This is a genomic window from Agrobacterium sp. RAC06 (assembly GCF_001713475.1).
Taxonomy (GTDB): domain Bacteria; phylum Pseudomonadota; class Alphaproteobacteria; order Rhizobiales; family Rhizobiaceae; genus Allorhizobium.
Map to the genome: position 1 here is coordinate 2967689 of NZ_CP016499.1, position 17975 is coordinate 2985663.

Consider the following 17975-nt stretch of genomic DNA (forward strand, 5'->3'; position numbering starts at 1 on the left):
CCCGGGACAGTGTCACCTCACGTGGTCCTGTGCAAGATCACCCAGAAGTCCGGCAGCGACCGCGAGCTTGGAAATGCTCGGTTCGCCGCTGTCGACGATCGATGCCAGTTCCTTGCCGATCCGCTCGACACGGTTCTTGTCCGTCGCGATCCATGCCTGAACCGGTTGTGGATCCTGGCCGTGGCTCGTCAGCGCCACACAGACGATCTGTCTGCGTGCCTGACCGATCCGGTCGAGGCTGCGCGTCAGGGCCAGACTGTCATAGTGGTCCGTCGTCTGGATCCGTCCGGCATTCTCGATGATGCGGCCGATACGGAAGGCCTCGGAGACAGCGAAGAAGCCGCGCATGGCTCCAGCGAAATCGGCGCCGGTTCGCTCGGCAATCTGCAGGATCTCGGGCAGCAGCTGCATGGTCTGCAGATTGACGACCTCAGCCGCCAGGGCTTGCGGTGCGCCGGCTTCGATGAGGGCGGCAATCTGGTCGTCGAAATGCTGGCGAAGGGCGGCCGGAACCGTCTTCTTGAACACGGGTGACGCCGAAGCCACCGCAGCCTTCAACTGCGTCACGGCATCGCCGATCGATCCCTTGACGAAGCCGGTATCGATCAGCAACCGGGTCATGGCCGCATAGATCTCCGAGATGATCGCGTAGAGCCTGTTCTGCGTCTGCCCCGGGATGCGGGCGTCCAGGGCGTCGATCTTGTCCCAGAGCGGCGTCAGACCGAGCGCCTCGCGGGTGACCAGTGCGGCCTTGACGACGGTGTCAGGAGAGCTCCCCGTCGCGTCGCAGACTGAAACGACAAAGCCGGGGCCGCCACGGTTGATGGCGTGGTTGGCAAGAACCGTCGCGATGATTTCACGGCGGAGGCGATGTCCAGCGATGTCGGTCGCAAAGGTATCGCGCATGGCGGCCGGGAAGTAGTTGAACAGCGTCGCCTCGCAATAACTGTCGTCCGGAAGATCCGACTCGATCAACTGATCGAAGAGCACGATCTTCGCATAGGAGAGAAGCACGCCGATTTCCGGTCGGGTCAGCGCCTTGCCCGAGACGTAGCGCTCTGCGACGCCTGCGGAATCCGGAAGTGTCTCGACCTTGCGGTTAAGGCGCCCCATGCCCTCGAGATAATCCATGAGCCGGCTCAGCTCTTCGCGGTTGCCGGCGCCCTTGGCTTCAGTAAGTGAGATCGACAGCGACTGGAGATAGTTGTTGCGCAACACGAGATCTGCAACTTCGTCCGTCATCTCGGCGAGCAGCACATTGCGCTTCTCCCGTGGCAGACGTCCCTCCAGCATGGCCGGGCTCAGCGCGATCTTGATGTTGACCTCGACGTCCGAGGAATTCACCCCGGCCGAGTTGTCGATCGCATCGGAGTTGCAGCGGCCACCATTCAAGGCGTAGGCGATACGGCCCTTCTGGGTCACACCCAGGTTGGCACCTTCGCCGATGACCTTGGCGCGGACATCCGCGGCGCTGACACGGATCGCATCATTGGCGCGATCACCGACCTCGGCGTCGGTCTCCGCCGCCGCCTTGATGTAGGTGCCGATGCCGCCGAACCAGAGGAGATCGACCGGCGCCTTCAAGATTGCCGTCATGATGTCCATCGGCGTGGCGGTGGTCGTTGCAAGGCCGATGGCCTCGGCCGCCTCCGGGGTGAGTTTCACGGATTTCTCGGCACGAGAGATGATCATCGCCCCGGCCGACAGGGTCGAGCGGTCATAGTCCTGCCAACTGGATCGCGGCAGGTTGAACATCCGCTTGCGTTCGGCAAACGAGATGGCCGGATCGGGATTGGGATCGATGAAGATGTCGCGGTGGTCAAAGGCCGCGATCAGCCTGATCTGTTCCGACAGCAGCATGCCGTTGCCGAAGACGTCGCCCGACATGTCGCCGACGCCAGCCACGGTGAACGGCGTCTTCTGGATGTCGGTATCGATTTCACGGAAGTGACGCTTGACCGTTTCCCAGGCGCCGCGGGCGGTAATGCCCATCTTCTTGTGGTCGTATCCAGCAGAACCGCCAGAGGCGAAGGCATCGTCGAGCCAGAAGCCGGCTTCCTGAGCGAGGCCGTTCGCCGTGTCGGAGAAGGTCGCCGTGCCCTTGTCGGCGGCCACGACGAAATAGGGATCATCGCCATCCGGCCGGAGGGTCTCCGCTGGCGGAACGATCTCACCGGCAACGATGTTGTCGGTGATCGACAGGAGGGTGCGGATGTAGGTCTTGTAGGCTTCCGTGCCGGCTGCGAACCAGGCTTCGCGGTTGGTCGCAGGGGGGAGCTGTTTGGGGAAGAAGCCGCCCTTCGCACCGACCGGCACGATCACGGCATTCTTGACTTGCTGCGCCTTGACGAGGCCAAGCACTTCCGTGCGGTAGTCCTGCGCGCGATCCGACCAGCGCAGACCGCCTCTGGCGACCTTGCCGAAGCGCAGATGGACGCCTTCGACCTCGACGCCGTAGATGAAGATTTCGCGGAACGGACGCGGTTCGGGTAGGCCTTCCAGCTTGTGCGGATCGAACTTGAAGGCAAGCATCGGGCGATCGCTCTGTTGATAGCCCTTCTGGTAGAAATTGGTTCTGAGTGTCGCCTCGATCGCATTGATGTAGCGACGCACGATGCGGTCTTCATCAAGGATCTTGACGTCGTTCAGCTTGCTTTCCAGCGCGTCAAGCAGTTCTGCGTGGCGGGTCTTGCGGCTTTTCTCAGCCAGCGAGACATCGAAGCGGTTCTTGAAGAGGGTCACCAGGTCCGCTGCGATGGCCGGGTGCTTCGTCAGCGTTTCCGCCATGTAGGTCAGGGGATAGACCGCGCCGGCCTGCCGGAGATAGGCGGCATAGGCCCTCAGTACCGATGCTTCGCGGGCAGTGACGCTTGCCGCTAGGATCAGGCGGTTGAATGCGTCGTTATCGACCGCACCCGTAAAGGCGGCAAGAAAGGCCTCTTCAACCTGCGTCGCATGCTGTTTGATGTCGAAGTTTATCCCGTCTGGAACCTGCAGTTCCATGTCGTGGAGAACGACAACGCTCTGGTCGTCGTCGGAGCGACCGATGCCGATGTCGAAGGTACGCTCGCTGATCACCCGGAAACCGAGGTTTTCAAGCAGAGGGACACGACGCGACAGGGGCAGATGATCACCCATGTGGAAAATCTTGAGATAGAGAAGCGGGCCGCGCTCGTCCGTCACCTGGTGGAATTCGAGCGACAGCGGGGCTCCAGCGATGCAGGCCTTGATGTGCTTGAGATCGCTGACTGCCTCTTCGGGGGTAAAGGCTTCCTCGAATGCCTGCCCCACTTCAAGCGTCGGCGCGCCTTTTCCGGCAAGGGCCGCGAACCGATCCGCCCAGCGAGCGGTAATCTGGCGAACCGCCTCTTCAAGCGTCGCCTGGGGGATCTGAGGCGTCGTCCCTTCGCGTCGGCCGATAATAATGTGCACGCGGGCCACGCCGCCTTCGGGGAAGGCCGGATAGAAGGCTGAAACATGCCCCTTGTAGACGGACTGGAAATAGAGGCCGATCTTCTCGCGGACCATGGAGTTGTAGTCTTCGCGGGGGACGTAAACGATCAGGGAGACGAAACGATCGAAATGGTCGATGCGCGGCAAGACGCGCACCCGCGGGCGTTCGGAGAGATCGTTGATCTGTTCGCAGAACTTTGCCAGCAGGTCCGGTGTGATCTGGAAGAGGTCGTCGCGGGGATAGTTTTCCAGCGTGTTCTGCAGCATGCGGCCGGAATGACTACGAGGGTCGAAGTCGAAATGGGACACGACCTTCTCGACCTTGGCGCGCAAGAGCGGGATCTGATTGACCGAGCGCGTATAGGCGGTGGCTGTAAACAGGCCGACGATGCGGAGCTCGCCTGCGACCTTGCCGTTCGGTCCGAAGCGCTTGATGCCGACATAGTCCATGTAGGCGCGGCGGTGGACGACGGATTTGACATTCGCCTTGGTGACGATGAGGTAGTCGGGACCTTGCAGGAAGGCGAGGATCTCGGGGGTCGTCGTGACCTGGTTCTGCCCCTGGCGAAGCACGCGAACATCAGGGTCCGAGAGAATGCCGAGGCCGCTGCCCTTGTCGCGCTCAACGGTCGCTTCGGCTCCATCGCCCGAATAGGTGTATTCCCGCATGCCGAGGAAGGTGAAATTGTTGTTGCGCAGCCACTCGACGAAGGCAACCGCCTCGTCGCGCTCGGCTTCGGTCCGCCCGGCAGACAGGTCCCGAAGCTCGGAAAGCGCTGTTTCCAGCAGATTGAGCATGGGCTTCCAGTCGGTCGCCGCCATCTTGACCTGCGCCAGCACGTTCTGGAGCCGCCCTATCAAATCGGCGGACTGCTCCGCTGAGAGCGGCGCCAGATGAAGTTGAATATAGCTGACCTTGATCGCGCCTTCCGGATCGGAGTCCGGGTTCGACAGCGAGATGTCACCGCGCGGTGTCACGGCAAGGATAGGATGGACCGCCATATAGATGTCGCGATAGTGGCTGGTCACCTCGCCCATCAGCGAATCGTAGAGGAAGGACTTGTTATGGTCGACGATGGAGAGAACGCTGACCGGAATGCCGTTCGGGCTCACGCCCTCGATGGTATCGATGCTGATATGGGGTGTCGTGCGATCCCAACCCGCAATGTCACTTGCGGCTCTCGAGGCCGATCGTGCCAGCATGGACGCTTCGTAGCGATCCAGGTCGTCGTTGCTTGCCCTTCCGAATATGACTTTGGGCGATACATGGGCACCGCCCTGTTCTCGCGCCATCTGCTCCGCATTTTCCAGCAATTCATCCCGCTTGCTGAACCCGGTCCTGCCCATGTACCCCTCCGTAAATCGCGCCTTTGCGCTTCATCTTCACGCAAATGGCTTGCAAAAGTATGTATGGAACAGGAATAGGAAAAAATCAGGCGAAAATATGCGGTCAAATTCGTAAGATTCAGGAAATTTTTGTACCAGATGGTGTCTTTCCAGTTCGATTGCTGGCTTAGAAAGCGAATCACATAAAATGCGCGAATTCAGCAAGGGTGCAGTTATCGTCATTTCGAGCCATGTGGTCCGAGGATCCGTGGGCAACAGAGCCGCCGTGTTCGCCCTGGAAGTCCTGGGTCGGCCAGTCTGGGCACTTCCGACAATCGTGCTTCCCTGGCATCCGGGACATGGTCCGGCGACGCGTCTGCGATTTCCCGATGACGACTTCGACAGCGTGATCGATGACCTGATCAGGGCGCCCTGGCTCGGAGAGGTTTCCGCGATATTATCCGGATACTTCGGCAGCGCCCGCCAGCCGGCAGCCGTGGCTCGTCTCGTTGAGGCTGCAAAAGAAAAGAATTCGGATCTGATCTATGTGTGCGATCCCGTGATTGGCGATCTCGGAGGACTTTACGTGCCGGTCGAAACCGCAACGGCCATCCGAGAGCGGCTCATTCCGCTTGCCGATCTTGCGACACCCAATCGCTATGAACTGCAGTGGATGGCAGGACGCGAGCTGCCAAGCAATCAGGCGATCATAGAAGCGGCGGGCGATCTCGGACCGAAACGCATGCTGGTCACCTCCGCGGTGCCAATGATGGCCAAGGGAACAGGAAACCTCCTGCTCAGCGGTCGCTCGGCCCTGCTCGCCGAGCACCGGCTCATCGACAATCCGCCAAACGGCCTGGGCGATCTCCTGGCCGCCGTCTTTCTGGCGCGTCTTCTCGAAGGCATGGACGAAGAAAAAGCGCTGCAACTGGCGACGTCCAGTGTCTTCGAAATTCTGATGCAAACAGCCAAGCGCGGCGGTGACGAGCTGACTCTGGAGAGTGACGCCTCCAGCCTTTCGACCCCCATGGCCATGGTACAGATGCGCCGCCTCTTGCATCCCGCCGTGCGGAGGCCCGGTAGCGGCTCCTGATTTCCCAGGCAATTCTCTGGCGGCACTTGGTTGCCAGTGCCGTTCACGCGCTGTAATCGGTAGCGATGAGCCAATTTCCCTCCGCACTTCTCAACGGCTATCGCAACTTCATGAGCGGCCGGTATCACGATCAGCGTGACCGCTATCGCGTCCTTGCCGAGCAGGGGCAAAAGCCCAATACGCTGGTGATTGCGTGCTGCGATTCCCGGGCTGCGCCCGAGGTGATCTTCGATTCCATTCCGGGCGAGCTCTTCGTTGTCCGCAATGTTGCCAATATGGTGCCGCCCTACGAGCCGGACGGGCAGTACCACTCAACCTCGGCTGCCCTCGAATTCGCCGTCCAGGCCTTGCGTGTGCAGGACATCATCGTCATGGGCCACGGGCGATGCGGCGGTATTCGTGCAGCCCTTGATCCGAACGCCGAGCCACTCTCGCCGGGAGATTTCATCGGCAAGTGGATGAACCTCGTCGCGCCCGCTGCCGAGCAGATCCAGGGCAACTCCACCATGACGCCAGCCGAGCGCCAGACGGCCCTCGAGCGCATCTCCATCCGAAATTCGATTGCCAATCTGCGGACTTTCCCTTGCGTGAAGATCCTTGAGGAGCGCGGCAAGCTGCGCATCCACGGTGCCTGGTTCGACATCAGCAATGGGGAATTGTGGGTCATGGACCCGAAGACCAGGGACTTCGAACGGCTCGGCGCCGAGACCGGCAATTGATCAGCCTGTTATCGACTTTCACCTTTACCTGAAATGCGAAACGGCGGCCCGTGGCCGCCGTTTGCTTGTCGATTATTCGGCGTCGATCCGCGCGCCGATATAGGCAATTGCCTGCTGGTAGACGCTTGCGGCATTCCAACCCTGGATGGCGGCGTAGTTCGGCTCACCCTGCTGATAGCCGGCGCCTGGCTGCCAGCCATGGCCGCGCAAAAAGTTTGCGGTCGATGCGAGAGCGTCGGCGCGCGAACGGACCATGTCGATATGGCCATCGCCGTCACCGTCGACACCGAAGCGAATGACGTTGCGCGGCAGAAACTGTGTCTGGCCGATTTCGCCGTGGGCTGCGCCCTTGGCGTTCACATCGAGGTTGCCGGCCTGAACGAGTTCCAGCGCTGCGTAGAACTGGTCGGTGAAGAATGCGCTGCGGCGGCAATCGAAGGCGAGCGTGGCGACGGCCGAGAGGGTGTGCTCCTTGCCGAGGAAGGAGCCGAATCCGGTCTCCATGCCCCAGATGGCGATCAGCGGACCTGCCGGGACGCCATAACGCTTCTCAAGCCGTGCAAAGAGAGCCGCGTTGTTCTTCTTCATCGTCTTGCCGCGGTTGATGATAGTCTGTCCGCCGCGCTTCTGCATGAACTGATCGAAGGAGAGCTTGAAGCTCTTCTGACCGCGGTCTGCACTGATGGTGCTGCGGCTATAGTTGACCGCGGAGAAAACCTTATCGAGCATGCGCGGGCTGAAGCCCTGGGCAGCAGCCTGCTGCTTGAAAGCGGCGCTCCAATCTTCAAAGCCAGCGGAGGTGTTGCTGCAAGCAGCGGCGGCGGCGTGTTGCGTGCCGGCGAACAGCGCGACGACGGAAACGAGAGCCGCCGACAAAGTGGATGTCAGTCGCATTGATGCCTCATAACGGACTGTGGAGGGCGATTCGGCCGCACCATGCCAGTGAAAGATGACTCTGTCATCCGTCCAAAGCTAATGTAGGGCCGTGAAGGTCTCAAATCGGATCACTTTCAGCTGAAAGCGCCGTTCGAGGCTTCCCGTGTTCAATCGGGAAGCCTCTGCAGTAATAGATCAAGCGGCTGCGCGGGGCTTGATCAAGCCGCGATTGACGAGCAGCTCGGCAATCTGGATGGCGTTGAGGGCTGCACCCTTGCGCAGGTTGTCGGAGACGACCCACATGTTGAGACCGTTCTCAACCGTCGCATCCTCGCGGATACGGGAAATAAATGTGGCATCTTCTCCGGCGCATTCGACGGGCGTGATGTAGCCGCCGTTTTCATGCTTGTCGATGACAAGGCAGCCCGGAGCCTCGCGCAGGATGTCGCGGGCCTGATCGGCTGTGATCTCGTTCTCGAACTCGATGTTGACGGATTCCGAATGACCAATGAAGACCGGAACGCGCACGGCAGTGCAGGTCACCTTGATCTTCGGATCGAGCATCTTCTTCGTCTCGGCCAGAACCTTCCACTCTTCCTTCGTGTAGCCGTCTTCCATGAAGCTATCGATATGCGGGATGACGTTGAAGGCGATGCGCTTGGTGAACTTCTTCGACTCGACCGGATCGGCGACGAACACGGCGCGGGTCTGCGTGAACAGTTCGTCCATGCCTTCCTTGCCGGCGCCGGAAACCGACTGGTAGGTCGAGACGACGACGCGCTTGATCTTGGCGACATCATGCAGCGGCTTCAGAGCTACAACGAGCTGGGCGGTCGAGCAGTTCGGATTGGCGATGATGTTGCGCTTCTTGAAATCGACGATGGCGTCCGGATTGACTTCCGGAACGATCAGCGGAACGTCCGAATCGTAACGCCAGGCCGAGGAGTTGTCGATGACGACGCAGCCCTGCGCGCCGATCTTCGGCGACCACTTCTGGGAGATGGTGCCACCGGCCGACATCAGGCAAATGTCCGTGTCGGAGAAATCGTAATTGTCGAGGTTGGAAACCTTCAGGACCTTGTCACCGAAGGAGACTTCCGTGCCCTGCGAGCGCGCCGAGGCAAGTGCCACGACTTCCGATGCCGGAAAGCCGCGCTCGGAGAGGATGTTCAGCATTTCGCGCCCGACATTGCCGGTTGCGCCTACGACTGCAATCTTGAAACCCATGTCTATGCTCTCTTTCTGTCTCTCCTCGGGTGGTGAGGGGGAAGCTCGCGACGGGTGCGCAACCTTCCTTGTCCCCGGCCGTGCCGGGGAGAGAGCGGTGGCCGAAGACGTCAGACGGTTTTCGTCGTCGTTTTGGCCTTGGTCGTGGATGCAAGAGAAAGGCATGCGCCACCGGCAGCAGACTGCTGCAGGGGGTGGAAGACCGCAAAGGGTTGCCCGAAAGCGTGCATGGACCGAATTCCTCTTCGCGGCGAGGGATTACAAGGTTTTCAGCGCGAGTCAAGCCGACACACCCGCCGCTTCGGCGAAAAGCGAAGGTGTTGGGATCGATCGCAGTGTCACCGTTACACTCCGGCGCTTGTCTCGCCTGTCAGCACGTGGATAAACAAGCAGGTTGACCGGAGTAGTTGCATGAATCTCGAAATTCGCGATCTGATCCCTGACGACCTTCCGCAGGTGACTGCAATCTACGCAGACGCCGTGGTCAACGGAACCGCAAGCTATGAGCTCGTTTCGCCCGATCTCGAAGAGATGTCGGGGAGATTTGCCGCCCTCAAGGCCAAGGGCTATCCCTATCTCGCGGCGGTCGATGAAAAGGGATCGCTTGCAGGCTATGCCTATGCATCGGCCTTCAGAACCCGTCCGGCCTATCGATGGCTCGTCGAAGATTCCATCTATATCGCCCCTTCGGCTCGCGGTCGCGGTGTCGGGAAGGCTCTGCTGAGAGAACTGCTGATACGGTGCGAGGCGCTGGGTTTTCGCCAGATGATCGCGGTCATCGGCGGTGCGAGCGAGGCGTCCATGGCGGTGCATCGCAGTTGTGGCTTCGAACCCGCCGGACGCCTGGTCGGAACCGGCTTCAAGCATGACCTGTGGCTCGACACCGTCTTCATGCAGAAGGTGCTGGGCGAGGGGAATTCGACCACGCCCGATCTGTCCAGCTATCCCGGCACGATGCCTTGATCGTCAGTCGAGGGCTTTCAATGCCTTGTCAAAAATCTTGAGGACCTGGCGAAGGTCGTGGCCGCGCTTCAGGATCCGGCCATCCGTTGCGATGACCGAAAATGCGCCCTGCTTGGCGGCAAGCTTCGGATTCTTTTCGATGCGGTAGAGCGGATATTCGCCTGACCTTTTGAAGACGGAAAAGACGGCGCGATCCTTGAGGTGATCTATCGCATAGTCGCGCCATTCACCCTCCCCGACCATGCGGCCATAGATCCAGAGGATCGCGTCCAGTTCGCGGCGATGGAACGTGACGGGAAGAGGGTCGAGGGATTGCCTGTATATGCCGAGATCGACTACGCCGGTGGCGCTTTTCTCGGCTCCCTCGTCTTCACGGCGCTGCCCTTCCGGCTGCTCTGTCATCAATGCTCCATGAGCTGCGATTCATGACGGCTGGGTGACAGTGTGCCTGACATGCCCGAAATTGCAAGCTTATCGGGGTCCCGCGACCATGGTCTCAGCGTCCCCTGCTCAGGAATCGACTGAGCAGCAGCTCACGCAGCCGTGCGGCGATCGGCGACAGACGTTTGCCGCTCAGGGTGATCAGATGATAGGGCGTCACTTCGATCGGCGTATCGAGTTTCAGCGTGGTCAGGTCGCCGACGGGCGTCTGTCGACAGAGAAGATCGGCGACTTCACGCGACATGGGAGCGATCGCGTTGGACGAGGCGAGCATCGCGATCATGACCAGAAGAGATGTGGTGTTGACAATGTTGCGCGGAATGGGGGCGCCTTCTTCGATGAAGACATTCTCCACCGCCTGGCGCAGGGGGGTGCCGGGCGCCTGCATGACCCAGGGGAAATGGGCCATGTCCGAGATGTTGAGCCGGTCCACGTTGACCAGCGGATGAATGCGGTGCACGACGATCTCCACCTCTTCCATGGTCGCGCCGTCGACATGGAACTGTCGCGCGTCGATGCCGGCCGGGATGCGCCCGAGAACGAAGTCGTACTGGCCGGACAGAAGATCGCGGATCATCTCGCCGCTCGGTGCAACGTCGACATGTATGTCGACGGTGGAGGCTTCAGCCTTCAACGCGCGGATGGCGGGCACAACGTAACCGACCGCTCCGCCGGTGACGGCGCCGATCCTGACCTTGCCTGTCAGCCCGCGCTGGATGGCTTCCACCTCGCGGGCGGCTTCGCGCATTTCCTCCAGTACGTTCTGTGCACGGCGAGCAAGCGCACTGCCGACAGCTGTCGGCTCCATGCCTTTGGGCGTGCGGACGAAGATCGGTGACCCGACATAGCGTTCGATTTCGCCCAACATGCGGGAAGCCGCAGGCTGCGTCAGCGCAAGCTCCTGAGCGGCCAAGCTTAATTGCCCGAGCTCCGCGATCGAGCGGATGAGGTTCAGATGCTTTGGTTGCAATCGGTGGACATGAATTTCGGCCATAAAGGACATATCAACCATGGTATGCAGAAAGTCAAAATAATCATTTGATCGGTATATTGGCCACGATAAGACTCGCCACGGAGCTGGGGGCTGCCGCGTCAGCCGCTCGTTCTTGTTTCAGCGAGTGCCAGGAGGAGCTTGGCCTCGCACGGTATGACCAGGGAGGTTACCATGAAGAAACTTGGCGCCCTGATTGCGTCGCTCGCAATCGGCATCGCATCATTCGCGCCCGCGTCCTTCGCACAGGACAAGGGCATGGTCGGCATTTCGATGCCGACGAAGACGTCGACCCGCTGGATCTCCGATGGCGAGACCATGGAAAAGCTGTTCCAGGACGCTGGCTACACGCCGGACCTGCAGTTCGCTGACGACGACATTCCGAACCAGCTGGCCCAGATCGAAAACATGGTCACCAAGGGTGCCAAGGTTCTCGTGATCGGCGCCATCGACGGCACCACGCTCTCCGACATCCTGCAGAAGGCCGCCGATGCCGGCGTCAAGGTCATCGCTTATGACCGCCTGATCCGTGACTCGGGCAATGTCGACTACTACGCCACCTTCGACAACTTCCAGGTCGGCGTTCTCCAGGCAACCAGCCTCGTTGATGGCCTCAAGGCCAAGTTCCCGGACACCAAGCCGTGGAACGTCGAACTCTTCGGCGGTTCGCCTGACGACAACAACGCCTTCTTCTTCTACGACGGCGCCATGTCGGTTCTGCAGCCGCTCATCGACAGCGGCGACATCGTGATCAAGTCCGGCCAGCAGGGCATGGACCAGGTCGGTACGCTGCGTTGGGACGGCACTGTTGCCCAGGCTCGTATGGAAAACCTGCTGTCCTCGACCTACACCGAAGACAAGCTGCATGGCGCTCTGTCTCCTTATGACGGCCTCTCGATCGGCATCCTGTCTGCTCTCAAGGGCGTAGGCTACGGTTCGGGCGACATGGCTATGCCGGTTGTCACCGGTCAGGACGCCGAGCTGCCCTCGATCAAGTCGATGCTTGCCGACGAGCAGTACTCGACCGTCTTCAAGGACACCCGCGAACTCGCCAAGGTTGCCGTCTCGATGGTCGAAGCCATCATGGAAGGCAAGGAGCCCGAGATCAACGACAACGAGACCTACAACAATGGTGTTAAGGTCGTTCCGTCCTACCTGCTGAAGCCTGTCGCTCTCGACAAGTCGAATGCCAAGGACGTTCTCGTCGGCGCCGGTTACTACACCGCCGATCAGATCGACAACTGATCCTTCGGATCGCATCCGGGTCCGCGATCCGTCGCGGACCCCTTTTCTATACGCATTGAGGGAGCTCGCGCCTCCGGCTCGATCCAGATAGGATCGCTGGCTTGGCGCAGGAATTCTGTACATGGACAACATCATTCTCGAGATGCGCGGCATCACAAAGACATTCCCCGGCGTGAAAGCGCTGGACAATGTCAGCTTCAAGGTGCGCGAGGGAGAGATCCACGCGCTGGTCGGCGAAAATGGCGCCGGCAAGTCCACGCTGATGAAGGTCCTGAGCGGCGTCTATCCTGCGGGCACCTATGACGGCGATATCTATTACGACGGCGAAGTGCGTCGCTTTGGCCGTATTTCCGACAGCGAGGAACTCGGCATCATCATCATTCACCAGGAACTGGCACTCGTGCCGCTCCTGTCGATCGCCGAAAACATCTTTCTCGGCAACGAGATCGCCGACAAGGGCGTGATCCACTGGCCCCAGACCTTCGCGCGGACGAAAGAGTTGCTGGCGAAGGTTGGCCTGAAGGATTCTCCTTCCACCCGCATAACCGACATCGGTGTCGGCAAGCAGCAGCTGGTCGAAATCGCCAAGGCGCTGTCGAAGAAGGTCAGGTTGCTCATCCTCGACGAGCCGACCGCTTCTCTCAATGAAACGGATTCGGACGCGCTGCTGACGCTTCTGATGGAATTCCGCAAGCAGGGGATGACCTCGATCATCATCTCCCACAAGCTCAACGAGATCCGCAAGGTCGCCGACAAGATCACCATCATTCGTGACGGTGGCACTGTCGAAACGCTCGACTGTCACACGCAGGAAATCACCGAAGACCGGATCATCAAGGGGATGGTCGGCCGTGACATGGAAGACCGTTATCCGAAGCGCGAACCGAAAATCGGGGACATGCTTCTCGAAGTGAAGAACTGGAACGTCTTCCACCAGAACCACCGTGATCGGCAGTTCCTGCACGATATTGCCTTCAACGTTCGGGCGGGTGAGGTCGTCGGTATCGCCGGGCTCATGGGCGCCGGCCGCACCGAGACGGCGATGAGCATCTTCGGCAAGTCCTGGGGTCACAAGATCACCGGTGACGTCTGGATGCATGGCAAGCCGGTCGACGTCTCGACGATCCCGAAGGCGATCGATGCGGGACTTGCCTACGTGACCGAAGACCGCAAGCATCTCGGTCTGGTCCTTCAGAACAACATCAAGGAAAACACCACGCTCGCCAATCTCGACGGCGTTTCCAGCGGCACCGTCATCGACGATCGCAAGGAAGCCAAGGTGGCGGCCGACTATCGTCAGAAGCTTCGGATCCGCTCACATTCGATCTATCAGGAAGCCGTCAACCTGTCCGGCGGCAACCAGCAGAAGGTCGTGCTGTCGAAGTGGTTGTTCACCAACCCCGAGATCCTGATCCTCGACGAGCCGACCCGCGGCATCGACGTTGGCGCAAAATTCGAAATCTACACCATCATCAACCAGCTTGCCGCCGAAGGTAAGGGCATTCTGATGATCTCATCGGAAATGCCGGAACTGCTCGGCACCTGCGACCGCATCTACGTCATGAACGAAGGTCGCATCGTCGCGGAACTGTCCAAGGAAGAAGCAAGCCAAGAGTCCATCATGCGTGCCATCATGCGCTCTGGGGAGAAACACTAATGGCCATCGACACAAGAACCGAAACCCCCAAGGTCTCCGTGGGCGACTATCTGCGCAACAATATCCGTGAATACGGACTGCTGCTCGCGCTCGTCGTCATCATGTTGCTGTTCCAGTTCCTGACCGACGGCGTTCTCTTCCGCCCGGTCAACATCACCAACCTGGTGCTGCAGAACTCGTTCATCGTCATCATGGCGCTCGGCATGTTGCTGATCATCGTGGCGGGGCATATCGATCTGTCGGTCGGCTCGATTGTCGCCTTCATCGGCGGCATATCGGCGATCATGCTGGTCAAATGGGGCTGGCATTTCTCCCTCGTCGTTCCGCTGTGTCTGATGCTCGGCGGCATCATGGGTGCCGCCCAGGGCTACTGGGTCGCCTATCAGAAGATCCCGTCCTTCATCGTGACGCTCGCCGGCATGCTGGTCTTCCGCGGTCTGACCTATGTGGTCCTGCAGGGACGCCCGATCGGTCCGTTCCCGAAGGAATTCACGCTGCTGTCGACCGGCTTCATCCCGGATTTCATGCCGCTGACGGATGTTGCGACGACGGGTATCGCCAACCATGTCGCGATCATCGTGGTCGTGCTGCTCGTTGCTCTCGCCATCTTTAACGGCATGAAGCACCGTCGCCTGAACGAAGAGCATGGCACGGAAAACGAACCCTTCGTCTTCTTCGCCGTGCAGATGGGCATCATCAGCGTTGTCGCGATCTTCCTCGGCTATCAGCTGGCGACCTATCGCGGTCTGCCGAACGTGCTCGTCGTCATGGGCATTCTGATTGCCCTCTATTCCTTCGTCACCACCCGCACGACCATTGGCCGTCGCATCTATGCGCTGGGCGGCAACGAGAAGGCCGCAAAGCTCTCCGGCATCAATACCGAACGCCTGGTGTTCCTGACCTTCGTCAATATGGGCGTTCTCGCAGCGCTCGCCGGCATGATCATTGCGGCGCGCCTCAATTCGGCGACGCCGAAAGCCGGTGTCGGCTTCGAACTCGACGTCATCGCGGCCTGCTTCATCGGCGGTGCTTCTGCATCCGGCGGCGTGGGCAAGATTACCGGTGCTGTCATCGGCGCCCTGATCATGGGTGTCATGAACAACGGCATGTCGATCATGGGTATCGGCATTGACTACCAGCAGCTCATCAAGGGCCTCGTGCTTTTGGCTGCTGTCTTCTTCGACGTTTACAACAAGAACAAAGCAGTCTGAGGATAGGCTTATGTTTCTCTCGCAATTGAAGGCTGGCGGCATCATTTGCCGCCAGGGTGAGGCTGCGCGCCTTGTCCCTGGATTTAACTCCACATACGAACTGGCCAAGGCGGCGATAGCCGCCGGGACCTCCGTTGCCGCCCTGATCGAAAAGCAGGGCCAAGGCGACACCGTCGACCTCGTCGCGCTTGCGGCCGAAGGCAAGCTCGATTGCCCGGTCCGTCATCCGGATCCGGCCCACATGTACCTGACCGGTACGGGTCTCACCCATACGGGTTCGGCATCTGCGCGAGACAACATGCATGCGGACACCGCCGGCATGAGCGACTCGATGAAGATGTTCCGCATGGGTCTGGAAGGCGGCAAGCCGAAGCCCGGCGAAACCGGCGTACAGCCCGAGTGGTTCTACAAGGGCAACGGTTTCAACGCTGTCGCACCCGGCGACGACCTCGTGTCGCCATCGTTCGCTCTCGATGGTGGTGAAGAACCCGAGATGGCCGGTTATTACATCATCGGCGACGATGGCACCGCGCATCGCCTGGGCTTCTCCGTTGCCAACGAATTTTCCGACCACGTGACCGAGAAGATCAACTATCTCTTCCTCGCCCACTCCAAGCTGCGTCCGGCCTCCTTTGGTCCGGAACTGCGCGTCGGCGCCCTACCTGACCACGTCGAAGGTACCTCGCGCATCGTGCGCGGTGGCCAGACCGTATGGGAGAAGCCGTTCCTCTCGGGTGAGGCAAACATGTCGCACACGATCGCGAACCTTGAATACCACCATTTCAAGTATGCGCTCTTCTGCCAGCCCGGCGACCTCCACATTCACATGTACGGCACGGCGACACTGTCCGTGGCGGATGGTTTTGTGACGCAGGAAGGCGACGTATTCGAAATCGAGTCGCCGCAATTCGGTCTTCCGCTGCGCAATCGCCTGGCAAAGGCTGCTGTAGAGACCGTCAAGGTGAAGATGCTCTGAGCGGATCGGCCCTCCGACCCGCCCATTCAACAGAGACAGGACGATAGCCATGAGCAAGTTCAAACCGGCGGCCTGGCCGCGCCAACTGAGATCGCAGCACTGGTATGGCGGCACGTCGCGTGACACCATCTACCACCGTGGCTGGATGAAGAACCAGGGTCACCCGCACGACCTGTTCGACGGTCGTCCCGTCATCGGTATTCTGAACACCTGGTCCGACCTCACCCCCTGCAATGGCCATCTGCGCGAATTGGCCGAAAAGGTGAAGGCCGGCGTTTGGGAAGCCGGCGGCTTCCCGGTCGAGATCCCGGTTTTCTCGGCGTCGGAAAATACCTTCCGCCCGACGGCCATGATGTATCGCAACCTTGCGGCGCTCGCCGTCGAGGAAGCCATGCGCGCGCAGCCGATCGATGGTGCGGTCCTGCTAGTCGGCTGTGACAAGACCACGCCGTCGCTGGTGATGGCTGCCGCTTCCACCGACCTTCCGTCGATCGTCGTGACTGGCGGTCCGATGCTGAACGGCTATTTCCGTGGTGAGCGCGTCGGATCCGGCACCCACCTCTGGAAGTTCTCCGAAGCCGTGAAGGCCGGCGAGATGACCCAGGAAGAATTCGTCGAAGCGGAAGCCTCGATGTCCCGTTCCAGTGGTACCTGCAACACCATGGGCACCGCCTCGACCATGGCCTCCATGGTTGAAGCGCTCGGCATGGCTCTGTCCGGCAATGCCGCGATCCCGGCCGTCGACAGCCGCCGCAAGGTGATGGCGCAGCTTTCGGGTCGTCGCATCGTGCAGATGGTCAAGGATGATCTGAAGCCTTCCGACATCATGACCAAGGAAGCCTTCGAAAACGCGATCCGCGTCAATGGCGCGATCGGTGGATCGACCAATGCCGTCATCCACATGCTCGCCATGGCGGGCCGTGTCGGCATCGATCTCACCCTCGACGACTGGGATCGCCTGGGCCGTGATGTACCGATGATCGTGAACCTCATGCCGTCGGGCAAATATCTGATGGAAGAGTTCTTCTATGCCGGTGGCCTGCCTGTCGTCATCAAGATGCTCGGTGAAGCCGGCAAGCTTCACAAGGACGCACTGACTGTCTCTGGCGAAAACATCTGGGACGAGGTCAAGGATGTCCGCAACTGGAACGAGGACGTCATCCTGCCGGTCGACAAGGCGCTGACCCAGCAGGGCGGTATCGTCGTCCTGCGTGGAAATCTCGCACCCAAGGGCTGCGTGCTGAAGCCGTCGGCTGCCTCTCCGCATCTGATGAAGCATCGCGGCCGTGCCGTGGTCTTCGAAGACATCGATGACTACAAGGCGAAAATCAACGACGAGGCGCTCGATATCGACGAAACCTGCGTCATGGTCCTCAAATACTGCGGTCCGCGTGGTTATCCGGGCATGGCCGAGGTCGGCAACATGGGCCTGCCGCCGAAAGTCCTGCGCAAGGGGATCACCGACATGGTCCGCATCTCCGATGCGCGCATGTCCGGTACCGCCTACGGCACTGTCCTGTTGCACACCTCGCCGGAAGCGGCGCGTGGTGGTCCGCTCGCGATCGTCAAGAACGGTGACTTCATCGAAGTCGATGTCGAAGCCCGTCGGGTGCATCTCGACATCTCGGACGAGGAAATGCAGCGGCGTCTGGCCGAATGGCGTCCGCCGGTCGAGCCGCCGGCCAGTGGTTATGCCAAGCTCTTCCACGATCACGTCGAGGGTGCCGACACCGGAGCAGACTTCGACTTCCTGAAGGGTTGCCGCGGTTCGCCGGTCGGCAAGGACGCACACTGAGG

At 60.3% G+C, this 17975-nt stretch carries 13 protein-coding genes; 8 read left to right on the forward strand and 5 right to left on the reverse strand.

Annotated elements, in window-relative coordinates; all coding sequences use genetic code 11:
• Positions 1 to 12 precede the first annotated feature (12 nt).
• Positions 13 to 4800 (reverse strand): NAD-glutamate dehydrogenase, encoded by a 4788-nt coding sequence (locus tag BSY240_RS14295; protein WP_069042750.1) that lies wholly within the window; start codon positions 4798 to 4800, stop codon positions 13 to 15.
• A 187-nt stretch (positions 4801 to 4987) separates the two neighbouring features.
• Between BSY240_RS14295 and pdxY the strand changes: the two genes are divergently transcribed.
• Together pdxY and BSY240_RS14305 are read left to right on the forward strand one after the other, a co-directional pair.
• Positions 4988 to 5872 (forward strand): pyridoxal kinase PdxY, encoded by an 885-nt coding sequence (pdxY, locus tag BSY240_RS14300; RefSeq protein WP_069042751.1) that lies wholly within the window; start codon positions 4988 to 4990, stop codon positions 5870 to 5872.
• A 65-nt stretch (positions 5873 to 5937) separates the two neighbouring features.
• Positions 5938 to 6591 (forward strand): carbonic anhydrase, encoded by a 654-nt coding sequence (locus BSY240_RS14305; RefSeq protein WP_069042752.1) that lies wholly within the window; start codon positions 5938 to 5940, stop codon positions 6589 to 6591.
• A gap of 72 nt (positions 6592 to 6663) precedes the next feature.
• Here the strand turns inward: BSY240_RS14305 and BSY240_RS14310 are convergent, their stop codons facing one another.
• Positions 6664 to 7485: a lytic murein transglycosylase gene (locus tag BSY240_RS14310; RefSeq protein WP_054150038.1), complete on the reverse strand. Its 822-nt coding sequence runs from the start codon at positions 7483 to 7485 to the stop codon at positions 6664 to 6666.
• Positions 7486 to 7662: 177 nt separating this feature from the next.
• Positions 7663 to 8694, reverse strand: a complete 1032-nt coding sequence (locus BSY240_RS14315; protein ID WP_054150039.1) for an aspartate-semialdehyde dehydrogenase — start codon at positions 8692 to 8694, stop codon at positions 7663 to 7665.
• A 411-nt stretch (positions 8695 to 9105) separates the two neighbouring features.
• Between BSY240_RS14315 and BSY240_RS14320 the strand changes: the two genes are divergently transcribed.
• Complete coding sequence (locus tag BSY240_RS14320) at positions 9106 to 9657, forward strand: GNAT family N-acetyltransferase (protein ID WP_054150040.1); 552 nt, start codon at positions 9106 to 9108, stop codon at positions 9655 to 9657.
• Positions 9658 to 9660: 3 nt separating this feature from the next.
• On the opposite strand, the gene BSY240_RS14325 is transcribed toward BSY240_RS14320, so the two are convergent.
• Together BSY240_RS14325 and BSY240_RS14330 are read right to left on the reverse strand one after the other, a co-directional pair.
• Positions 9661 to 10059 (reverse strand): DUF2794 domain-containing protein, encoded by a 399-nt coding sequence (locus BSY240_RS14325; RefSeq protein WP_054150041.1) that lies wholly within the window; start codon positions 10057 to 10059, stop codon positions 9661 to 9663.
• A gap of 94 nt (positions 10060 to 10153) precedes the next feature.
• The gene (locus BSY240_RS14330; RefSeq protein ID WP_054150042.1) at positions 10154 to 11092 is read right to left on the reverse strand and encodes a LysR family transcriptional regulator; all 939 of its coding nucleotides are present in this window, start codon (positions 11090 to 11092) and stop codon (positions 10154 to 10156) included.
• 171 nt (positions 11093 to 11263) lie between these two features.
• On the opposite strand from BSY240_RS14330, the gene chvE reads away from it, so the two are divergent.
• The 5 genes from chvE to araD all read left to right on the forward strand — a co-directional run bounded on the left by chvE (position 11264) and on the right by araD (position 17973).
• On the forward strand, positions 11264 to 12334 hold the full coding sequence (chvE, locus tag BSY240_RS14335; RefSeq protein WP_054150043.1) for a multiple monosaccharide ABC transporter substrate-binding protein: 1071 nt from the start codon (positions 11264 to 11266) through the stop codon (positions 12332 to 12334).
• Positions 12335 to 12455: 121 nt separating this feature from the next.
• Positions 12456 to 13991, forward strand: coding sequence for a multiple monosaccharide ABC transporter ATP-binding protein (mmsA, locus tag BSY240_RS14340; protein WP_069042753.1), 1536 nt, complete (start codon positions 12456 to 12458; stop codon positions 13989 to 13991).
• On the forward strand, positions 13991 to 15202 hold the full coding sequence (gene mmsB / locus BSY240_RS14345; protein WP_054150045.1) for a multiple monosaccharide ABC transporter permease: 1212 nt from the start codon (positions 13991 to 13993) through the stop codon (positions 15200 to 15202). The genes mmsA and mmsB overlap by 1 nt, the downstream gene beginning before the upstream one ends.
• A 10-nt stretch (positions 15203 to 15212) precedes the next feature.
• On the forward strand, positions 15213 to 16178 hold the full coding sequence (araD1, locus tag BSY240_RS14350) for an AraD1 family protein (RefSeq protein ID WP_069042754.1): 966 nt from the start codon (positions 15213 to 15215) through the stop codon (positions 16176 to 16178).
• A 49-nt stretch (positions 16179 to 16227) separates the two neighbouring features.
• Positions 16228 to 17973, forward strand: coding sequence for an L-arabinonate dehydratase (gene araD / locus BSY240_RS14355; RefSeq protein WP_069042755.1), 1746 nt, complete (start codon positions 16228 to 16230; stop codon positions 17971 to 17973).
• Positions 17974 to 17975: the final 2 nt, after the last annotated feature.